Annotated in this window: 23 protein-coding genes; 17 read left to right on the plus strand and 6 right to left on the minus strand. The window is 52.3% G+C overall.

The window, feature by feature from the left end:
* The first annotated feature begins 39 nt into the window (after window positions 1–39).
* The 3 genes from NI21_RS0110205 (at window position 40) to NI21_RS0110215 (ending at window position 2252) form a co-directional block, all read left to right on the plus strand.
* Entirely contained in the window at window positions 40–936 is an 897-nt protein-coding gene (locus NI21_RS0110205; RefSeq protein ID WP_033126117.1) for a SpoIID/LytB domain-containing protein, read from the plus strand.
* 42 nt (window positions 937–978) lie between these two features.
* Window positions 979–1779 carry a M23 family metallopeptidase gene (locus NI21_RS0110210; protein ID WP_033126118.1) on the plus strand — a complete coding sequence of 267 codons (801 nt, stop codon included), beginning with the start codon at window positions 979–981 and terminating at the stop codon, window positions 1777–1779.
* 161 nt (window positions 1780–1940) lie between these two features.
* A complete protein-coding gene (locus NI21_RS0110215) occupies window positions 1941–2252 on the plus strand; it encodes a GIY-YIG nuclease family protein (protein ID WP_081958037.1) in 312 nt (103 codons plus the stop codon).
* Here NI21_RS0110215 and NI21_RS0110220 read toward each other — a convergent pair.
* On the minus strand, window positions 2247–2909 hold the full coding sequence (locus NI21_RS0110220) for a hemolysin III family protein (protein WP_171031534.1): 663 nt from the start codon (window positions 2907–2909) through the stop codon (window positions 2247–2249). The genes NI21_RS0110215 and NI21_RS0110220 overlap by 6 nt on opposite strands.
* 221 nt (window positions 2910–3130) lie before the next feature.
* Here NI21_RS0110220 and NI21_RS0110225 point away from each other — a divergent pair, with 221 nt between their 5' ends.
* Window positions 3131–3748 (plus strand): ECF transporter S component, encoded by a 618-nt coding sequence (locus NI21_RS0110225; RefSeq protein WP_052084041.1) that lies wholly within the window; start codon window positions 3131–3133, stop codon window positions 3746–3748.
* An 88-nt stretch (window positions 3749–3836) separates the two neighbouring features.
* Here NI21_RS0110225 and rbr read toward each other — a convergent pair whose 3' ends face one another.
* The 3 genes from rbr to NI21_RS0110240 form a co-directional block, all read right to left on the minus strand.
* A complete protein-coding gene (gene rbr, locus NI21_RS0110230) occupies window positions 3837–4373 on the minus strand; it encodes a rubrerythrin (protein ID WP_033126119.1) in 537 nt (178 codons plus the stop codon).
* Between the two features lie 156 nt (window positions 4374–4529).
* Complete coding sequence (locus NI21_RS0110235; protein WP_033126120.1) at window positions 4530–5072, minus strand: NADH peroxidase; 543 nt, start codon at window positions 5070–5072, stop codon at window positions 4530–4532.
* Window positions 5073–5164: 92 nt separating this feature from the next.
* Entirely contained in the window at window positions 5165–5560 is a 396-nt protein-coding gene (locus NI21_RS0110240; RefSeq protein WP_033126121.1) for a transcriptional repressor, read from the minus strand.
* A 305-nt stretch (window positions 5561–5865) separates the two neighbouring features.
* Between NI21_RS0110240 and NI21_RS0110245 the strand changes: the two genes are divergently transcribed.
* Window positions 5866–6807, plus strand: a complete 942-nt coding sequence (locus NI21_RS0110245) for a C40 family peptidase (RefSeq protein WP_033126122.1) — start codon at window positions 5866–5868, stop codon at window positions 6805–6807.
* A 550-nt stretch (window positions 6808–7357) separates the two neighbouring features.
* Window positions 7358–7558 carry a DUF1858 domain-containing protein gene (locus tag NI21_RS0110250; protein WP_033126123.1) on the plus strand — a complete coding sequence of 67 codons (201 nt, stop codon included), beginning with the start codon at window positions 7358–7360 and terminating at the stop codon, window positions 7556–7558.
* A 109-nt stretch (window positions 7559–7667) separates the two neighbouring features.
* Here the strand turns inward: NI21_RS0110250 and NI21_RS0110255 are convergent, their stop codons facing one another.
* Complete coding sequence (locus NI21_RS0110255; protein ID WP_033126124.1) at window positions 7668–8399, minus strand: adaptor protein MecA; 732 nt, start codon at window positions 8397–8399, stop codon at window positions 7668–7670.
* A 478-nt stretch (window positions 8400–8877) separates the two neighbouring features.
* Here NI21_RS0110255 and NI21_RS0110265 point away from each other — a divergent pair, with 478 nt between their 5' ends.
* The 6 genes from NI21_RS0110265 (at window position 8878) to NI21_RS0110290 (ending at window position 14091) form a co-directional block, all read left to right on the plus strand.
* A complete protein-coding gene (locus tag NI21_RS0110265; protein ID WP_033126183.1) occupies window positions 8878–9099 on the plus strand; it encodes a hypothetical protein in 222 nt (73 codons plus the stop codon).
* A 121-nt stretch (window positions 9100–9220) separates the two neighbouring features.
* Window positions 9221–11020 carry a glycosyl hydrolase family 18 protein gene (locus NI21_RS0110270; protein WP_081958038.1) on the plus strand — a complete coding sequence of 600 codons (1800 nt, stop codon included), beginning with the start codon at window positions 9221–9223 and terminating at the stop codon, window positions 11018–11020.
* A gap of 133 nt (window positions 11021–11153) precedes the next feature.
* Entirely contained in the window at window positions 11154–11837 is a 684-nt protein-coding gene (locus NI21_RS0110275; protein ID WP_242842840.1) for an N-acetylmuramoyl-L-alanine amidase, read from the plus strand.
* A gap of 25 nt (window positions 11838–11862) precedes the next feature.
* On the plus strand, window positions 11863–12912 hold the full coding sequence (locus tag NI21_RS0110280) for an L-threonylcarbamoyladenylate synthase (RefSeq protein WP_033126126.1): 1050 nt from the start codon (window positions 11863–11865) through the stop codon (window positions 12910–12912).
* A gap of 20 nt (window positions 12913–12932) precedes the next feature.
* The gene (gene upp / locus NI21_RS0110285) at window positions 12933–13562 is read left to right on the plus strand and encodes a uracil phosphoribosyltransferase (RefSeq protein WP_033126127.1); all 630 of its coding nucleotides are present in this window, start codon (window positions 12933–12935) and stop codon (window positions 13560–13562) included.
* A 40-nt stretch (window positions 13563–13602) separates the two neighbouring features.
* Window positions 13603–14091: a dCMP deaminase family protein gene (locus NI21_RS0110290; RefSeq protein ID WP_033126128.1), complete on the plus strand. Its 489-nt coding sequence runs from the start codon at window positions 13603–13605 to the stop codon at window positions 14089–14091.
* Here the strand turns inward: NI21_RS0110290 and NI21_RS0110295 are convergent.
* Window positions 14088–14330, minus strand: a complete 243-nt coding sequence (locus NI21_RS0110295) for a YaaL family protein (protein WP_033126129.1) — start codon at window positions 14328–14330, stop codon at window positions 14088–14090. The genes NI21_RS0110290 and NI21_RS0110295 overlap by 4 nt on opposite strands.
* Before the next feature lie 122 nt (window positions 14331–14452).
* Between NI21_RS0110295 and NI21_RS0110300 the strand changes: the two genes are divergently transcribed.
* The 5 genes from NI21_RS0110300 to NI21_RS0110320 all read left to right on the plus strand — a co-directional run bounded on the left by NI21_RS0110300 (window position 14453) and on the right by NI21_RS0110320 (window position 18977).
* Window positions 14453–14683 carry a pro-sigmaK processing inhibitor BofA family protein gene (locus NI21_RS0110300; protein ID WP_033126130.1) on the plus strand — a complete coding sequence of 77 codons (231 nt, stop codon included), beginning with the start codon at window positions 14453–14455 and terminating at the stop codon, window positions 14681–14683.
* A gap of 249 nt (window positions 14684–14932) precedes the next feature.
* Entirely contained in the window at window positions 14933–15907 is a 975-nt protein-coding gene (locus NI21_RS0110305; RefSeq protein ID WP_147581182.1) for a hypothetical protein, read from the plus strand.
* Window positions 15810–17051, plus strand: coding sequence for a CpaF family protein (locus NI21_RS0110310; protein ID WP_369792797.1), 1242 nt, complete (start codon window positions 15810–15812; stop codon window positions 17049–17051). Before NI21_RS0110305 ends, NI21_RS0110310 begins: the two co-directional genes overlap by 98 nt.
* Entirely contained in the window at window positions 16933–17754 is an 822-nt protein-coding gene (locus NI21_RS0110315; RefSeq protein WP_147581183.1) for a type II secretion system F family protein, read from the plus strand. Before NI21_RS0110310 ends, NI21_RS0110315 begins: the two co-directional genes overlap by 119 nt.
* On the plus strand, window positions 17691–18977 hold the full coding sequence (locus NI21_RS0110320; RefSeq protein ID WP_242842842.1) for a hypothetical protein: 1287 nt from the start codon (window positions 17691–17693) through the stop codon (window positions 18975–18977). The genes NI21_RS0110315 and NI21_RS0110320 overlap by 64 nt, the downstream gene beginning before the upstream one ends.
* The last annotated feature ends 2 nt before the right edge of the window (window positions 18978–18979 follow it).

Raw genomic sequence — 18979 nt, forward strand, 5'->3', positions numbered from 1 at the left:
AAAAACCCTCTCATACACTACTGTATGGGAGGGTTTTTTATGCGCAACAGACTGAAAAAAATCGGCTGCTACATCATCATTATCGTGCTGCTTCCCTATATAGTCACCGTCTTCATGAACGGCCCGGCCATCCCGGCGGACACGGCCGTGAAAACCACCTGTGTGAAGGTGAAAAAGGACGACACAGAGCTGGAGCTGCCGCTGGACGAGTACTGCATCGGCCGTATGGCAAAGGAGATACCCGCGGACTACGAGGAGGAGGCCCTGAAAGCCCAGGCAGTGCTGGTGCGCACCTCTGTCTATAAGAGTATAAAGGAGGGCGGAACCCAGGTTCTTCTGGAGGACGATTTCTGGACAGAGGAGGAGATGAGGCAGCAGTGGGGGGACAGCAGATACTCCGGATACCACAGGAAGATGGAGGAGGCATGGGATGACACGGAGGGACAAGTTGTCATGTACGGGGAGGATCTGGCCAACACGCCGTTTACCAGGCTGACCAACGGAAACACCCGGGATGGCAGCGAGGTTCTGGGGAGCGGGGATTACCCCTACCTGAAGATCAAGGATTGTCCGCTTGATATAGAATCTCCTGAGCAGATTCAGACAGTGACTGTGGACGACATGGACGCAGAGGTGACGGCCATGGACACGGCGGGATATGTGACCTCAGTGCGGGTGGGGCAGGAGACGGTGAACGGAGAGGAGTTCCGGCAGACCTACGGCCTGGCCTCCAGCTGTTTTATTCTGCAGAAGTACGATGGCAAGCTGCGAATTATCACAAGAGGGGTGGGCCATGGCCTTGGGCTGTCCCAGTACACCGCAAACGAGATGGCAAAAGAGGGGAAAGACGCAGCGGAAATCCTGCAGTACTTTTTTGAGGGAACCGAGATCCGGGAGGTGGCAGAAATCGTTACAAATTCCCAGGATACAGAATAATGCACCCTGCTTCTGGCAAAAATATAGCCAGAGGTGATGAATATGAATAAGAGACAGAAGCCCTCAAAATCCAGAAGAGGAGCAGGCATTACCCTCGCTGTGTGCTTTGTGGCTGCCGCGGTCATGGTGGGAACATATACACTTCGGAACTATCAGGAGGCAAAGCAGCAGGAGCAGGCGCTGGCGGAGGAAAATGCGGATACAAAGGAGAAGGAGAGCCAGGAGGAGGCGGGCAGCAGCCTGGTCATCAACACAGAGGAGGATCCGGCAGACGGGGCGGCCGCAGGAGAGGACCAGGGCAGCGCGGCACAAGGAGCCGCAGGTGAGGCAGCGGAGGGCCAGACCGGCGGGGCAGGCACTTCCCAGGGAACAGCCTCCGGGGCTTCAGCCTCTTCCCAGACAGCGGGCAGTGCCGGGAACGTGAGCTTTAACGGTGAGAGTATCCTGCTGTGGCCTGTGGACGGCAACGTGATCATGAACTACAGTATGGACAAGACGGTCTATTTTTCCACCCTGGATCAGTACAAGTATAATCCGGCGCTGATCATTTCCGGGGCGGAGGGCGATCAGGTGATCAGCTCCACTACAGGGATCGTAAAATCCATCGATGAGAACGCCCAGACAGGTACAACGGTCAATATCGACATCGGGAACGGCTACGAGCTGTTCTACGGCCAGCTCAAGGATGTGACGGTCAGCACAGGGGACTACGTGGAGGCGAAGACAGTCATCGGCTATGTGGCACAGCCGACCAAGTACTACAGCGTGGAGGGCTGTAACGTGTACTTTGAGATGAGGAAGGACGGGCAGCCGGTCAATCCCATGGACTACATGGCTGACTAAGGGCTGATTGAGATGTCCGGCAGGCAGGAAAAAGGGACGCAAGGGAGCGCCCCTTTTTTTACGCCTTGCCAGAAAAGCACTGCTTCCATTATAATAAAAAGCAGTGGAAAAAAAGGCGGCTCCATGGAAAATGCTGTCGCAATATGGGGATAATTTGTGTAATGAATGTGGAAAAGGTGGATAACTCTGTGGATAATGTGGAAAAGCCCGTGGATAAAAAGGAAAAAAACAATTATACATACATTGTGAAATGCAGAGACGGCAGCCTCTACACGGGGTGGACCAACGACCTGAAAAAGAGGATCAGGGCCCACAACGAGGGAAAAGGAGCCAAATATACAAAGAGCCGCCGGCCCGTCACCCTCGTCCACTGTGAAGCCTTTGGGACGAAGGAGGAGGCCATGCGGCGTGAGTACGAGATCAAGCATATGACCAGGAGTGAGAAGGAAATGCTCATAAGAGAGAGCTTATAACACGAAAGCGTACATGACTACAAAGTGGCAGGCGCTTCCGGCCATCACAAAGAGGTGGAAGATCTCGTGGCTTCCGAAGTACTTGTGCTTTCCGTTAAAGATGGGGAGCTTCAGCGCGTAGATGACCCCGCCTATAGTGTAGATGATGCCCCCTGCCAGAAGCCATCCAAAGGCCGCCGGCGACATGGAGTTAAGGATCTGTGTAAAAGCCAGCACGCAGGTCCAGCCCATACCGATGTACAGGACGGAGGACACCCATTTGGGGCAGTACACCCAGAAGGCTTTCAGCACAATGCCCAGGATGGCGATCCCCCACACGATGGAGAGGAGAATGATGCCGGTCCGGTTCCGAAGGACCAGAAGACAGATGGGCGTGTAGCTTCCCGCTATGAGTACAAAGATCATCATGTGATCTATCTTTTTCAGTATTGTGTTCACCTTTTTGGAGCGGTCGAATGTGTGGTAGGTGGTGCTGGCCGCGTAGAGAAGGATCAGACTTACCGCGTAGACCGCTATGGATATCACATAAATTCTGCTGGGCTCGTGCATCGCCTTGATGAGAAGCGGAACTGCCGCGAAAATAGCCATCAGCATGCCGATGAAGTGTGTGATTGCGCTTCCAGGATCTTTTACATGTGTCTTAATCATCTGTGTCATAACCGTACCTCCTAGAAATGAATATTATTGAAAGTGGTTTTCAAAACTACATTATATGTTTATATCTATTATACCCCTTCATATGAAAAAAGCAACAGAAGGAATAGAAAATTTTTTCTTAATTTTAAAACTGGTATGGTCAAAAAAAACAAAACTGGATGTTTATACAGAACCAGAGCGGTGCTATCATAGACATACGATATAGGAAAGGAAGTAATCGTATGGAACAGAGAAATCAGACAGTCATGAAGCTTGCCCAGACGGCCATACTGGCCGCCCTGTGCTATGTGTCATTTACCTATCTTCAGATAAAGATTCCCATGCCGGGAGGAGATGCCACCTCCCTCCACATAGGAAATGCCTTCTGTGTGCTGGGCGCACTCCTTCTGGGCGGATGGTACGGCGGACTGGCGGGAGCCATCGGGATGGGCATTGCGGATGTCATGGATCCCATCTACATCACCGGTGCGCCCAAGACCTTCTTTCTGAAGCTCTGTATCGGACTTATCACTGGCCTGGTGGCCCACAGGATTGCGAAGATCAACGAGAGCAGCGACAGGGCCTACGTGGCAAAGTGGAGCACCACTGCGGCAATCGCGGGGCTTGCCTTCAACGTGGTGGCAGACCCGGTGGTGGGATATTTCTATAAGATGTACATTCTGGGCCAGCCCCAGCAGATGGCAGAGGTGCTGGCAAAGTGGAGCACAGCGACCACATTTGTAAATGCCATTGTCTCCACAGTGCTGGTGAGCTTCCTGTACAATGCGGTGCGTCCCATTCTCCTTCGGAGCGGCCTTCTGACAGGGCCGACAGGGCACACAAGGCCCATGGCGCAGTAGCTGATACAGGACAGAAGGCCAGAAGGGCGGCTGCCCGGGGAAACAGGATCTCCGGACAGCCGCCCTTTTTTGCGTTTGTATTTTGCTTTTAGTAGTTCTCAGCCTTTCTCTCGAAGTAAGCCTTGGGATGATTGCATACCGGGCATACCTCCGGCGCCTCCTCACCGTAGTAGATGAAGCCGCAGTTTCCGCATTTCCATCCAAGAGGAGCCTCGCCCTTGAAGGTAGTTCCGTCCAGATAGTGCTCCAGGAGCCTCTTGTAGCGGGCCTCGTGAGCGGCCTCCACTCTGGCCACGCCCTCGAATTTCTGAGCCAACTCTTCAAAGCCTTCTTCCCTTGCCTCCTGGGCCATGCGCTTGTACATGTCTGTCCACTCGTAGTTCTCGCCCTCAGCGGCGTCCTTTAAGTTCTCGGCAGTGTCACCGATGCCGTGGAACTCCTTGAACCACATTTTTGCGTGCTCCTTCTCCTGGTTGGCAGTCTCCTCAAAAATGTTGGCCATCTGTACAAAGCCGGCCTTCCGTGCGGCACTGGCATAGTAGGTGTATTTGTTGCGTGCCTGGGATTCGCCTGAAAATGCCTCCATAAGGTTCTTCTCTGTTTTTGTTCCTGCGTACTTGGACATATTTTCTTCCTCCTTTGCTTTGTGAATATATTTTGGAATATAGTAAAACCATGCTATAAATGTAAAAGGAGGCCTGCAGAACTGTCATCCTGCAAGCCTCTGTTTAAGCGTATGTCGTTGACGACAAGTATATTTGACTGTATTGACCGACCGATCTTAGCCAAAGTATCTCTTGAGGAGTCCCTCAAATGCTTTTCCATGACGAGCCTCGTCTCTTGCCATCTCGTGAACTGTGTCATGGATTGCGTCAAGGTTGGCAGCCTTCGCACGTTTTGCAAGATCAAATTTTCCAGCTGTAGCGCCGTTCTCGGCCTCTACGCGCATTTCAAGGTTCTTCTTTGTGCTGTCAGTAACAACCTCGCCAAGCAGCTCAGCGAACTTAGCAGCATGCTCTGCCTCTTCGTAAGCAGCCTTCTCCCAGTACAGGCCGATCTCCGGATAGCCCTCTCTGTGAGCAACTCTTGCCATTGCCAGGTACATACCAACCTCAGAGCACTCTCCCTCGAAGTTAGCGCGCAGATCTGCAAGGATGTCCTCGCTTACGCCCTGTGCAACGCCTACAACGTGCTCAGCAGCCCACTCTCTGTCGCCTGTCTGCTCTTTGAACTTCTCAGCAGGTGCATGACAGACTGGACACTCAGCCGGAGCTGCCTCTCCCTCGTAAACATAGCCACATACTGTACAAACAAATTTTTTCATGATCTTCTACTTCCTTTCTTTATTTTTATATTTTTAATATTAGTAACAATTACTAATATTAAATTACACCTTTGCGCGCTGATTGTCAATACCTATTTTGTATTCTTTTTCAAACAATCACCGCATGTTCCGTAGAACAGAGCCGTGTGGTGGTCTATACACCCATCAAAACACTTTTCGGCCAGTTTGTCAATGGTATCCAGCGGGTCCATCTCCAAATCTATCACCCTGCCGCAGGAGGTACATATTACATGGTAATGTGGACTGGTCACTGCGTCAAATCGGTCGCCGCCGTCCGGTGTAGTGATCTTCGTGATCTCTCCGATGTCGGCGAGTAGGTTCAGATTGCGGTAGACAGTTCCCAGACTGATGCGGGGAAATTCTTCGCGCACATGCATGTAGACAGTGTCAGCGGTAGGATGTTCTTTTGTGCCTGCAAGAAATTCCTTGATAGCCTCCCTCTGCCGGCTGTATTTCAGAGTTGCCATATGCCAGCCTCCTTCCTTTTTAAGATGAAAACAATAACCAATAATAATAATGATTACTGTAATTTGATTATAGCAGCTCTGAGCAAAAAGTCAACCGGGAAATTTGAATGTAACAATTTGTAACATTTATCGACAGGAAAATAATGGCAAATTAAGAAAAACATAATAATATGACGCTTAAAATCCGGGGGTATTGTGTTGACAAAGCTGTTTTACGTTGTTATAATTTTACCGTAACATTTGTAACAATTCTGTAATATTTACAAAAGATAAGAAAACATAAACAAGAAGTTAGGAGGCTGTTTATGAATTCTTCTTTTAAAAGAGGATTGTTCATCGTTACTTTAACTGGAGTAATCTCAATTTCCGGGGAGACGGCGGAGGCGTCTGACGATCATGTGGAGATGTCCCTGCCCGGAGTGGGAATTGAGGCGGTGCTGGATGACTGCCGCGCAGCGGACAGCGATATAGACGTGGAGAGTTATCTTGTGCCGAGTGAAAAGGGTGAGTATTCAAATATGGCGTTCGCGAACGTGGACACAGACACATTTCTGTTTGTGCGGAGCGAACCAACAACAGAGAGCGAATGGGTTGGAAAGCTGTACACGGATTATGCGGCGAAGATCACAGGCCCTGTAGGCGAGTGGACGCAGATCGAGAGCGGATCCGTCACAGGCTATGTGTACACGCAGTATATTATAATAGGAAATAACGCACAGCAGAAAGCCCAGGAGCTGATACAGTCTTCCGAGGGCCAGAGCGAAGAGAGCGCCTTTCACTACGCGGTCTCCAGGCAGGAGGAAGAGGAGAGGATCGCCAGGGAGGCAGCCGAGGCAGCGGCCGCTCAGGCGGAGGCAGAAAGGCAGGCCGCCGAGGCTGCGGCCCAGGTCCAGGCTTCCCAGGCGGGGACAGGACAGGCTATTGTGGATTACGCCTGTCAGTTTATCGGAAACCCCTACGTCTGGGGAGGGACAAGCCTGACAGACGGAGCGGACTGTTCCGGATTTGTACAGTCCGTGTATGCCCACTTTGGCATTAGTCTTCCCAGGACCACCTGGGATCAGGAGTACGCAGGCACGGCTGTCAGCTATGACCAGGCCATGCCCGGGGACCTGATCCTGTACGAGGGCCATGTGGGGATCTATATGGGAGACGGACAGATCGTAAACGCTATCAATCCCTCCAAGGGGATCGGCGTCATACCCGCCACGTGCATGCAGATCAAGACTGTGCGGCGGGTCATCTGAAAAAGAACGGCATGGGGCCGGGCGGAACAGAACAGGTTCCGCCCGGTTTTTTGTGCGGATACGCCCGGAGGGCGACCGCCGTGCTCGCACGAGCGGGCATCCGACGGTCAACGGTCATCGAGCGGCAATGCCGCGAGATGAGCCCGGCCCGGCGATAAACATAGGGATAAATTTATTATGTCGTCTTGCGAAAATCGAAATAATGTGCAATTTACACAAATTTGTAAAATGCTGTAAAAATTTGGAAAAAACACTTATCCAAGTTATCCACAGAAAAAAACATGAAAAAGGTGGAAAAACCGGAGTTTTTGAAAACTTATCCACATTATCCACATCGAAATCCCCCATTTTGGTGGATTATTTATGGTAAACAAAAGAACGGATGTTTTGTGGAGAAATGATAAAAATTTGTTTTTGTCGAAAAAACGGGGATGAAAACTTGACAAATAAATAACCAGAAATTTACGAGAAATTAATTTTAAATGTTTACACAATGGGTCAAAGCGGATATAATAAGGAATACCGAAAGATAAAGGAGGCGTAACAGAAGATGGTAACGAAAGAAATGACTATCGGCGAAGTGCTGAACATCAACATGGACATTGCACCGATCCTCATGGAAATCGGAATGCACTGCCTGGGCTGCCCTGCATCACAGGGAGAGTCACTGGAAGAGGCAGCAATGGTACATGGCATTGACGCAGATTTACTGGTAGAGAAGATCAATGCATTTCTGAAGGCGAATGCATAGGGATTGAAAAAAGTATTTCTGAGAAATATATTTTAAATGCAAAGAACGGGAAGCGTCCGATAGTCCGGAGCTTCCCGTTCTTATTTTGGCTTTCTGTTTTATCGTTGTCTTAAATCTCCGCCAGCTGCTGCACGGCGTCGCCTGACACCAGCATCTCGCAGTGCTCCTCGAGGAAGGCCAGGGAGGCGCTGGACGCCTTCTCCAGGGAACCATACTCGGAGAGCATGTTGCAGATCCTGTTGAAATCCCTTGTCTTCAGATCAGACTGTGTCAGCACAAGGATATAGAGGTCTGCTTTCTGGTCTTTGTATAATGTGTTGGAACCGAAATAGATGGATTTCAGCAGATGGGCTGCCTGGATCACCTGGTCCATGGTCTCAAAGGAGAAGAACCGGAGCGACGGCTTCTTTTCCTCCTCGGCAGTTTCCTTGGAGGGCTTCTCCGACAGAGCGGAGACGCTTTCCTTCACTTTGCCGATCAGGTTCAGAAGTTCTTCTGCCCCCTCCAGCTTCTCAAGAGCGCTTTCTTTTGCGGACTCCCAGTCACCTCCGGGTGGGGGAGCGAATTTAGAAAATCTGGTATCCAGTTCCTCCGGATCCTCGACTTTCGTGATTATCAGCACGATGGAGTCGGCTGACGCGGGGATCGCTTCTATCATAAGAGGGATATCGTCCGCTTCAAAGCCAAACTCAAATGCCGCTTGTTGCATCATATCATGGAAAAGTGATTTTGCTTTTTCAGTTCCGTAGGCCAGCTCGCTAAGCTGGAGCTGCCTGGCTGCCAGATCGGCGCGGGTAAGAGTGCATCGGATCTGGTTGTCATTGATCTTCTCAATCTTCATAATATCACTTCCTTTTTCACAGTATAGCATAAGGGATAAGTTAAGTTCAATAAAATAAAAATAAAAAAAGCTTGCGTCAACATAATGGCTGGTGTATAATACAGTCACAGAAATTAGTATTCCCATTTCATTTATTCTTAGAATGGATCTGCAGGTCAGATTTATTTATCAGGGATTTTCAGAACAAGATCAGGTAACCTATCAACCATTTATTTCCAAAAAAAGTCAGATAAGACAAGTATTTATTCAGTTTAAAGATTTTAATCAGATTTATCATTTTTTGCCCAAGGTCGGATTTTCGGCAGGAGCAGATCCAGAGGGCAGCATGGCGGCCCAAGAGAATACGGTTTCTGTGTGAAGGCCTATCCTGATATATCACGCACTTCCAAAAGGAGATATGCCTTCAGATGTTTTAGTTATATTCCATTTTATGCGGCGGGCGGGAAAAGTTTCGTCCGGGCAGAAAAAGGAGGCTGTTATGCCGGAGGACACGAAGGAATTTCAGGAGCTGTTCAGGGAGCTGAGCGGCTACGAGAAAAAGGGAGTATACATAGAACTTGAGGGGAAACCGGCAAGCCCGACACAGATTGTACAGGCGCATATGCTGCGGGAGGATTCCGGCTATATGCGGGATTATGTGCTCAACGAGAAAGGAGATCTGAAAGCGCTGTACTTCAATCACATTGAAAAGGAACAGTAGACAATAAAAAAGACCGAACAGTGCGGACACCCCTCGCAAAAGTCTTGAAAATGTCGAAATATATAATGACGTGTGCGGGAAACATTGGTATAATAATGTATATGTGTGTGGGAGGTGCAGCATGGATCAGAGACGCAGAAGGAGGAGGACTGCGCGCGGACGGAAACAGTCAAGGCGCAGAAGGAAGAGAAATCTTATCCTGAAGACAGGATTTTTTATTATAGTGATCATAGCGGCTGTTGCAGCGTTCTTTTTGTGGAGGCGGTATGGCCCCTCAGATGAGCAGGCTGACAGGAATGAATATTATGGAATAGAAAGTGACGGTCAGCTGGCTATTGTCGTGAATAATGAGATCCTTGAACCCAGGGGGATGATCTCCGATGGAAGAGCCTATGTGGAGTACGCAACCGTGCGGGACTATATCAACTCCAGATTTTACTGGGATCCAGGTGAGAATGTGCTGCTCTACACGCTGCCTACTGACACGGTCAGCGTGGGCGTGGGAGCCAGCGAGTACACTCTCGCAAATCAGAAAACGAGCACAGACTACGTCATTTTAAGGACAGAGGGAAGTACAGCGTACATTGCGCTTGATTTTGTGGCTCAGTACACAGACATGTCCTACGAAGTTTTCACCGACCCGAACAGAGCGGTGGTAGTGACAGAGAAGGAAGAGAAAGTGGCGGAGGTGAAAAGAGACACCCAGGTGCGTTATCAGGGCGGTGTGAAGAGTCCCATCCTGACGGAGGTCTCCAAGGGAGACACTGTGGCTGTCATCGAGGACGAGGGCGACTGGAAGAAGGTGCGCACCCAGGACGGCTTCATCGGATATGTGAAGAAGAACAGGCTCCGGAACGAAAAAAAGACAACCTACGACAGAGGCTTCGAGGAGCCTGTATATACAAATATTTCCGAGGATTACGTGATCAACATGGCATGGCACAACGTGACCAACTCTGACGCCAATAGCAGCGTCCTGGAGATGATCGCCAACACAAAGGGGCTGACTACTATCTCTCCAACCTGGTTCCACGTGGCGGACACGTCCGGCAACCTGGAGTCTATCGCCAGCTCGGAGTATGTGAACTATGCCCATCAGTCCAATATCGAGGTGTGGGCGGCTATTCGGGATTTCGACGGAGGCATCAGCTCCCAGGAGGAGTCCTATGCGCTGCTCTCCAGCACTTCAAGCAGGACAAACCTGATCAACCAGCTGATGGCGGCCGTGTTCCAGACCGGGATCGACGGCATCAATGTGGACTTTGAGATGATCTCAGAGGAGTGCGGTGAGCACTATATCCAGTTTATCCGGGAGCTGTCCGTGCAGTGCAGGAAGAACAACATCGTGCTCTCCGTGGACAATTACGTTCCTCAGAGCTACAACCAGCAGTACCACCGGGAGGAGCAGGGCGCAGTGGCGGACTACGTGGTCATCATGGGCTACGACGAGCACTACGGCGGCTCACCTGAGGCGGGCTCAGTGGCCTCCTACGATTTTGTGAAGGCAGGCATTGAGAACACGCTGAAGGAGGTTCCGGCTGAGAAGGTGATCAATGCGGTGCCCTTCTTTACACGAGTATGGGAGGAGACTCCCAAGACGGAGGAGGAGATCGCTGCTGACCAGGGCACGGACGCGGCTGAGTACACCATGAATGTGACCAGCACCGCCTACGGGATGGCGGACGCCAGGGCTGTGGTGGAGCAGGCGGGAGCCGAGATCACCTGGGATGAGACGACACAGCAGAATTACGCTACCTGGGAAGCGAACGGAGTCACCTACGAAGTGTGGCTCGAGGACGCCCAGTCACTGGAGCCCCGGCTGAAGCTCATGAAGGACTACGGGCTGGCCGGCACAGCCGCATGGCGTCTGGGACAGGAGACATCGGACATCTGGGAGCTGATACTGCAGTATGTAAATTAACGTAAAGTAAAATTATGTCAGGCAAGGCAGGAGCAGTCTGGCGACGGCATTAATAAGCGCCCTCCGGGCGGCATATACTATAGACGGATAAGAAAATGATCGTTTTGGTATATGCTGACAGGGGGGTGCTTTTTTGCTGAAAAGGATCATGGAGCTGCTGTTTGCGCTGGCTGTGCTGGCCGGTCTTCTCTTCGCCGGGGGAAAGGTCCGCACATATGTCAGCGTGCAGCAGGAGAATGTCAGGAGAAATCTGGTCGTTCTGGATCCAGGGCACGGCGGGAGGGATCCCGGCAAGATCGGGGCAAATGAGGAGCTGGAAAAGGACATCAACCTGGCCATCTCCCTGAAGGTGAAGGAGAAGCTGGAGAAGGACGGGATGGAGGTTGTGATGACAAGGGAGGAGGACGTTATGCTGGCAGATGAGGATGCGGACAACAAGAAGCTGGAGGATTTGAACAACAGGATCAGCATCATCAATGAGCGCCAGCCGGCCATCGCTGTCAGCATCCACCAGAACAGCTATCCCGACCCTTCCGTAAAAGGAGCCCAGATCTTCTATTTCACCCACTCGGACAAAGGAAAGCGGGCGGCGGAGACGCTGCAGAAGGAGCTGCTGGAATTTGATCAGGAAAATACGAGGGACATCAAGGCAAACGACACCTACTACCTGCTGAAAAAGACGGAGGTACCCACTGTGATCGTGGAGTGCGGCTTTCTCTCCAGCCCCGAGGAGACGGCTCTTTTGACAGACGAGTCGTACCAGGAGAAGCTGGCTGGGGCCATTGCCAAAGGCATTGAAAGCTGGGTGGTAAAATAGGCGGATTGATGCTATAATAAAGGGCATGAAGACAAGAGTAGAAAAAATAGACAAAGCACAAATGAATATGGATATCATAGATGCAGCCGGGCAGATCCTGAGGCAGGGCGGACTGGTTGCATTTCCTACGGAAACAGTGTACGGACTGGGGGCTAATGCCCTGGACGAGGAGGCGGCCAGAAAGACCTACGCCGCCAAGGGAAGGCCCTCCGACAATCCACTTATCGTCCACATCGCCGACCTTAAGGACCTGTATCCCATCACAAAAGGAGTGCCGGAGAAGGCGGTGGCACTGGCGGAGAAATTCTGGCCCGGCCCGCTGACCATGATCTTTGAGAAAAGTGAAATTGTCCCCCACGGGACAACGGGGGGACTGGACACAGTGGCTGTGCGCATGCCTGACGACACGGTAACGCTGGCCCTCATCAAGGCGGCGGGAGGCTACGTGTCAGGCCCAAGCGCCAACACCTCCGGAAGGCCAAGCCCCACCACGGCGCAGCATGTTCTGGACGACCTGGATGGAAAGATCGACATGATCCTGGATGGTGGCCCTGTCCACATCGGCGTGGAGTCCACTATCGTGGACATGACGGTGGAGCCGCCCATGATCCTGCGGCCGGGGGCTGTCACGAAGGAGATGCTGGAGGAGACGGTGGGGGAGGTGTCTGTGGACCACACCATCCTCACGGCGGACAGCAAGACCCCGCCCAAGGCCCCGGGAATGAAGTACCGCCACTATGCGCCCAGGGCAGAGATGACTGTCGTGGAGGGATCTCTCGAGAAGGTGGTGGACAAGATCAGCGAGCTTGCAGCCGCCCGGGAGAGGGAAGGACACCGCACCGGCATTATAGCCACCCGGGAGACCATGGACAGGTACACCAGCAGGAATGTGAAGTGCATCGGCACCAGGGAGGATGAGAGTACAGTGGCGGCCAATCTGTACGCCATCCTGCGTGATTTTGACGATGACGGGACAGAGTTTATCTACAGCGAAGCATTTGCGTCTGACGGAATCGGGAGCGCTGTCATGAACAGGCTTCTGAAGGCCGCAGGGCATCATGTGATAAATGTTTAAAAATGCAGGAGGAAAAAAGAATGTCAAATGTGTACGTAATGGATCACCCGCTGATCCAGCATAAGATCGGGCTGCTCCGGAGAGAGGAGACAGGCTCCAGGGATTTCAGAGCCCTTGTGGAGGAGATCGCTATGCTCATGTGCTATGAGGCCACGAGGGACCTGAAGCTGGAGGATGTGAAGATCACCACCCCCATCTGTGAGACCACAGCCAAGCAGCTGGAGGGAAAAAAGCTGGCCATTGTCCCCATCCTCAGGGCGGGCATCGGCATGGTGGAGGGTATGCTGGCACTGATACCGGCGGCCAAGGTGGGGCATATCGGCCTGTACCGGAATCCCGAGACGCTGGAGCCGGTAGAGTACTACTGCAAGCTGCCTGCGGACTGTGATGAGAGGGAGGTCTTTGTGGTGGATCCCATGCTGGCAACAGGAGGCTCCTGTGCGGCGGCCATTGAGCTCCTGAAGGCAAAGGGGGTAAAGAAGATCCGCTTCCTGTGCACCATCGCGGCGCCGGAGGGCGTGGAGCGGATGCAGAAGGAACACCCGGATGTGGATCTCTACATCGGGGCACTGGACGATCATCTGAACGATCACGGATATATCGTGCCCGGCCTTGGAGACGCGGGAGACCGCATTTTTGGAACGAAATAGGAGAACAGAGTGTCAGGGAAATGGAACGGGAGGCATTTTTATGGCAAATAAAAGAGAAGACTATATAACCTGGGATGAGTATTTCATGGGAGTTGCGATCCTGTCTGGGCAGCGGTCCAAGGATCCCAACACCCAGGTGGGGTGCTGTATTGTGAGCCAGGACAACAAGATCCTGTCCATGGGCTACAACGGGCTCCCCATAGGCTGCTCCGATGAGGAGTTTCCCTGGAACAGGGAGGGGGAGGATCCCCTGGAGACCAAGTATGTATACACCGTCCACAGCGAGCTCAATGCCATCCTGAACTACAGGGGCGGAAGCCTGGAGGGGGCCAAGCTGTACGTGTCCCTCTTCCCCTGCAATGAGTGCGCCAAGGCGATCATCCAGAGCGGCATCAAGGAAGTTATCTATGACTGCAACAAATACAAAGGGACTCCGTCCGTGTCTGCATCCATGCGGATGTTCGACGCGGCCGGAGTCAAATACCACCCCTACCGGAGGACCGGCAGGAAAATCGAGATCGAGCTTTAGGGCTGGATGGCCTTTGCCTGGCGGAGAAGGAAACAGTAGCGCTTCCAGGCTGCGTTTCCACGGTAAATATAGCAGTCGATCAGGTCGGGATCGCAGGCGTTCTGAAAGTTGTTGTAGGCGTCTTCGATCTCCTGCCTGGCCTGCGCGATCTCCTCGGCAATGTCAAAATTGTCCCGGTCAAAGGACAGCCTTTTGTAGATGTCTTCCTCGGCTGCCCGTCCCCGCTGAAACAGCTTCATCTGCAGTCACCTCCACAGTCATTTCTCTTTATTTCCAGTATAGCCAGATTTTGTGAATAAAATACCTGAAGCCTGTCATATATATGTAAAAATGAGCAGGCAGGGAGCGTCGGGCAGGGCGTATGGAAGACGGGAGAGAGTATGGGCCGGGAGAAAAGACAGGATGGGTGCTGAACTTTGTGATACGCGCGATGGTGGGGATGGCTGTCATTTTCTTTGTAAATTATTTCCTTGACTTGCGGGGAATAGACATGGCGGTGGGCCTGAGTCCGGTGTCCTTTTTGACATCCGGAGTCCTTGGAATACCTGGGGTTGCGCTCCTTTACGGGATTGTGATCTACCAATCTTTGTGAGAATTTCACAAAGAAAAAATATTTCTGAAAAAGCTATGGACATTTGTGCGGTGTAGGGCTATAATACATCGTACAAGTTTTCATAACTTGTATCTGATTAAATCTTGTTGAAAATCTGACAAATGTTTCTGTAATTCAAGGCCTTTTCGGCAGAGAATTCAAAAACAGACAAGCACAACTGAATATGGAACTGTAAACAGAACAAGCAAGTAGTTTTACGCATGCGCAAAGCGTGTGGGGAGGATGTATGTGAGCAGCAGAAATTTGGTCATCTGCGATCCGGAGACAGAGTACGCTGCCAGGCTTGCCGGGTTTCTGAACGGGAAAAGGGAACTTGCCTTTCAAGTAAAAATATGTAAAAGTCCCGATCAGATCCAGGAGGCAGCAGGGCAGATGCCGATCGACATCCTGCTGATTTCTGAGGATCTCAGGGAGCTGTACGATCTTCAGGGCGAAGGGGAAAAGGCGGCCAAGACCGTTCTTCTCACGTCAGAGAGAGGCGAGGGCAAGGACATGGACACCATTTTCAAATATCAGTCAGGGGAACAGATCTGTATGTGTCTGATGCAGCTTCTGGCAAGAGGGGAGAAGGCGGAGCTTCTCCGGATACGCAAGAAAGGAAATGGAAGAATCATAGGATTTTATTCGCCTGTGCGCCGGCTCGGGCAGACAAGAATGGCTCTCCGGAAGGGGAGAGAGCTGTCCCGCACAGAGAACGTGCTGTACTTAAACATGGAGGTTTATGCGGGGACAGGCTCGTATTTTCCGGAGGAGAGGCAGAAGAACATGTCTGAGCTTCTCTACTACGCAAAGCAGGAGTCGAGGAAGCTGGCGGGTGTCCTGGCAGGGCTGGTAAAGAGCCTGGAGGGCCTGGACTATGTGCCGCCGGCGGTCATACCGGATGACATCAGAGACGTGTCCCCGGGAGAATGGATCTGGCTATTTGAGGAGATCCTGCGGACAAGCATCTATGACACCCTTGTGCTGGACATCGGCGACAGCGTGCAGGGGCTGTACAGAATACTGGAAGCCTGTGATGAGATCTATATGTCTGCGGCAGATGACCCTGCGGCCTCCTCCAAGATACGGCAGTTCGAGGAAGCTCTTGAACAGGCCGACTGCGGGCATGTGGCAGAAAGGGTGGTACGATGTGATATCAGAAGAACAGCTCCAGGAAAAGGTACTGGCCAGACTGGATCTGTCAAGAGAGATCGGAGACGATGAGCTGACAGAGCTGATCTTCCGGGTGCTGGACGAGGAGAGCGCAGGAGAGTACATTCCTCTCCAGAAGAAGGCGGAGCTGGGGCGGGAGCTTTACAATGCCTTTCGCCGGCTGGACCTTCTGCAGGATCTGATCGAGGACCAGGAGATTACGGAGATCATGATCAACGGCACGCAGAATATTTTCGTGGAGAAAAAAGGGAAGATATACATGACAGACAAGCGCTTCCCCTCCCGGAGCAGGCTGGAGGACGTGATCCAGCAGATCGTGGCGGGGGCCAACCGCATGGTCAACGAGTCGGTGCCCATAGCCGACGCGCGCCTTTCAGATGGATCCAGAGTCAATGTGGTCCTCTATCCTGTGGCCCTCAACGGGCCGGTGGTGACGATCCGGAAATTTCCCTCAGAGCAGATCACCATGCAGGACCTGATCCGCCTGGGAGCCCTCAGCGAGGAGACGGCGGGTTTTCTGAAGATGCTGGTCGTAGCCGGGTACAATATCTTCATCAGCGGAGGCACCGGTTCCGGCAAGACCACGCTTCTCAACGCCCTGTCCCAGTTCATACCGTCGGAGGAGAGGGTCATTACCATCGAGGACAACGCGGAGCTTCAGATCCAGGGAGTACCCAACCTGGTGAGGATGGAGGCCAGAAACCCAAACATGGAGGGAGCTGGGGAGATCACCATCCGGCAGCTTATCCGGACTGCCCTCAGGATGCGGCCGGACCGCATCATCGTGGGGGAGGTCAGAGGAGCAGAGACTATTGACATGATACAGGCTATGTCCACCGGACATAAGGGTAGCCTCAGCACCGGCCACTCCGACAGCCCCAGGGACATGCTGCGGAGACTGGAGACCATGGTGCTCATGGGGATGGACATTCCCCTGGCGGCCATACAGAGGCAGATCGCCTCCGCCATTGACATCATCATCCACGTGGGGCGGCTTCGGGATAAGAGCAGAAAGGTGCTGGAGATCGTGGAGGTGCTGGACTATGAGGACGGGGAAATTCAGACAGGCTGTCTCTATGAATTTCAGGAGACAAAATGCAGGAGGACAGACGGCGTCATCGAGGGAAGATGGCAGAAGGTCCGGCCGCTCCTGCACACAGAAAAATTACTTTCAGCAGGATATCAGACCCCATGAGTATATTCTTGCGGTCTTAAAATATGCAGGATTTCTTGCGGCGATTGCCTGGCTCTACTATGAGTCGATATGGGCCTTTCTCCTGTGCGCACCGGGAGTCTTTCTGTATCTCAGATACTGGAAGGCAGAGTGCCTGGAAAAGAAGAAAAGAGAATTTGCCCTCCAGTTTCAGGAGGCGATCCGCTCTCTTGCGGCAGCTCTGAACGTGGGGTATTCCCTGGAAAATGCCATAAAAGAAACAAAAAAAGATATTAATATATTATATAGTGAACAGACGGCCATAAGCCGGGAGTTTGACTATATGATCCGGCAGATTTACCTGCAGATCCCCATGGATCAGATCCTGTACGAGTGGGCCCGGAGGGTAGACCAGGAGGATCTTCAGAGCTTCGTCAATGTCTTTGTCACGGCAAAAAAGAGCGGAGGTGACTCCCTGAAGGTCATCCGGGATTCCATTGCCCAGATTCGGGACAAGATGGAGATGCAAAGAGAGATTGACACCATTCTTGCAGCCAGAAAATATGAGTTCAAGGTGATGTCCGTCATTCCCTTTGGCATCGTGGCTTACATGAAGCTGAGCTTTCCGGAATTTATGGGCGCGCTGTACGGAAATCTCATAGGAGCAGGAGTGATGAGCGCATGTCTGGCAGTGTATTTGGCAGCCTGGTATCTCGGGCGAAAAATTGTAAATATAGAAATCTGATCCTTCTTGTCACAGCCCTTTCTGTCCTGGGCGCTATGGCCCTACTGGTGTCAGATGCAGGCAGAGCGGCAGCAGACCAGAGCCAGATAGAGAGAAACAGCTACGGGAAGGGAGAGAAGAGTGAAAGCTTCCGGGTTACAGCGGACGGAGAAGAGGCCAAAGAGACGCTGGATGTCACCGTGGGAGAGCGGCAGTACACAGCGGAGGAGCTGCAGGAGATATTTGACAGGGCAGCCGAAGAGCTGGAGGTACTGGTGCTGGGAGAAAATGAGAGCCTGGACAAGGTGACGGCGGATCTGTCCCTGGTAACAGAGCTGCCGGACCTTCCCATCGCCGTGGAGTGGGAGCTGGACAGGTACGAGGTTCTGAATGTAAGCGGTGAGATCCAGGAGGAGGCCCTGCGGGAAGCGCTGGCGGAGGAGAGAGAAGGCGTGCTTGTGAACCTGAAGGCCTTTATGACCTACACCCAGGATCAGACCAGGCAGGCGGTTCACGAGATAACGGTCAGGCTCTGCCCTGCCGCCAGGACAAAGGAGGAGAAGCTGATCGAGAAGATCAGAGCTCGGATTGCAGAGTATGACAATGAAAACAAGACGAAAGAAACGATAAAATTACCGAAAGAGGTGGATGGACAGAAGATCAGCTACCACTACCCCATGGACACAAGAGGGGCAGTGATCCTGGCGATGGGACTTATGACCGTGGTTCTTCTGTTCTGCCTGGAAAAGCAAAATGAGAAAAAGGACGAGGAGAAGAGAAAGCAGCAGATGATGATGGACTACCCCCAGATCGTCAGCCAGCTGAACCTTCTTCTGGGAGCGGGCATGAGCAGCAAGAGCGCATGGAAGAAGATCGTGGATGACTACCAGAGGAGAAAGCCGGCAAGAGGGGAGCGGGCCGCCTACGAGGAGATGGCCGCCGCCTGGAACGAGATGTGCGGAGGTGTCCCGGAGAAGGACTGCTATGAGAGCTTTGGCGGCAGGTGCGGCCTGCAGGCCTACATGAAGCTGGGAGCCCTCCTGTCTCAGAATCTGCGGAGAGGGACAAAGGGGCTGGCGGATGCTCTGCGGCTGGAAGGTATCCACGCCTTTGAGGAGCGGAAGGCTCTTGCCAGGCGCCGGGGCGAGGAGGCGGGGACTAAGTTATTGCTCCCCATGTTCCTTATGCTGGCCGTGGTGCTGGTCATTGTCATCGTCCCGGCTTTTTTGTCCATCTCGCTTTAGCT

It is taken from the genome of Eubacterium sp. ER2 (assembly GCF_000765215.1).
GTDB classification, from domain to species: Bacteria; Bacillota; Clostridia; order Lachnospirales; family Lachnospiraceae; genus Claveliimonas; species Claveliimonas intestinigallinarum.

Excerpts from the sequence above, each read along its gene's own strand:
- NI21_RS0110205 (WP_033126117.1), top strand. The coding sequence starts at position 40 with ATGCGCAACAGACTGAAAAAAATCGGCTGCTACATCATCATTATCGTG.
- NI21_RS0110210 (WP_033126118.1), top strand. The coding sequence starts at position 979 with ATGAATAAGAGACAGAAGCCCTCAAAATCCAGAAGAGGAGCAGGCATT.
- NI21_RS0110215 (WP_081958037.1), top strand. The coding sequence starts at position 1,941 with ATGAATGTGGAAAAGGTGGATAACTCTGTGGATAATGTGGAAAAGCCC.
- NI21_RS0110220 (WP_171031534.1), bottom strand. The coding sequence starts at position 2,909 with ATGACACAGATGATTAAGACACATGTAAAAGATCCTGGAAGCGCAATC.
- NI21_RS0110225 (WP_052084041.1), top strand. The coding sequence starts at position 3,131 with ATGGAACAGAGAAATCAGACAGTCATGAAGCTTGCCCAGACGGCCATA.
- rbr (WP_033126119.1), bottom strand. The coding sequence starts at position 4,373 with ATGTCCAAGTACGCAGGAACAAAAACAGAGAAGAACCTTATGGAGGCA.
- NI21_RS0110235 (WP_033126120.1), bottom strand. The coding sequence starts at position 5,072 with ATGAAAAAATTTGTTTGTACAGTATGTGGCTATGTTTACGAGGGAGAG.
- NI21_RS0110240 (WP_033126121.1), bottom strand. The coding sequence starts at position 5,560 with ATGGCAACTCTGAAATACAGCCGGCAGAGGGAGGCTATCAAGGAATTT.
- NI21_RS0110245 (WP_033126122.1), top strand. The coding sequence starts at position 5,866 with ATGAATTCTTCTTTTAAAAGAGGATTGTTCATCGTTACTTTAACTGGA.
- NI21_RS0110250 (WP_033126123.1), top strand. The coding sequence starts at position 7,358 with ATGGTAACGAAAGAAATGACTATCGGCGAAGTGCTGAACATCAACATG.
- NI21_RS0110255 (WP_033126124.1), bottom strand. The coding sequence starts at position 8,399 with ATGAAGATTGAGAAGATCAATGACAACCAGATCCGATGCACTCTTACC.
- NI21_RS0110265 (WP_033126183.1), top strand. The coding sequence starts at position 8,878 with ATGCCGGAGGACACGAAGGAATTTCAGGAGCTGTTCAGGGAGCTGAGC.
- NI21_RS0110270 (WP_081958038.1), top strand. The coding sequence starts at position 9,221 with ATGGATCAGAGACGCAGAAGGAGGAGGACTGCGCGCGGACGGAAACAG.
- NI21_RS0110280 (WP_033126126.1), top strand. The coding sequence starts at position 11,863 with ATGAAGACAAGAGTAGAAAAAATAGACAAAGCACAAATGAATATGGAT.
- upp (WP_033126127.1), top strand. The coding sequence starts at position 12,933 with ATGTCAAATGTGTACGTAATGGATCACCCGCTGATCCAGCATAAGATC.
- NI21_RS0110290 (WP_033126128.1), top strand. The coding sequence starts at position 13,603 with ATGGCAAATAAAAGAGAAGACTATATAACCTGGGATGAGTATTTCATG.
- NI21_RS0110295 (WP_033126129.1), bottom strand. The coding sequence starts at position 14,330 with ATGAAGCTGTTTCAGCGGGGACGGGCAGCCGAGGAAGACATCTACAAA.
- NI21_RS0110300 (WP_033126130.1), top strand. The coding sequence starts at position 14,453 with ATGGAAGACGGGAGAGAGTATGGGCCGGGAGAAAAGACAGGATGGGTG.
- NI21_RS0110310 (WP_369792797.1), top strand. The coding sequence starts at position 15,810 with ATGTGGCAGAAAGGGTGGTACGATGTGATATCAGAAGAACAGCTCCAG.
- NI21_RS0110315 (WP_147581183.1), top strand. The coding sequence starts at position 16,933 with ATGAATTTCAGGAGACAAAATGCAGGAGGACAGACGGCGTCATCGAGG.
- NI21_RS0110320 (WP_242842842.1), top strand. The coding sequence starts at position 17,691 with ATGTCTGGCAGTGTATTTGGCAGCCTGGTATCTCGGGCGAAAAATTGT.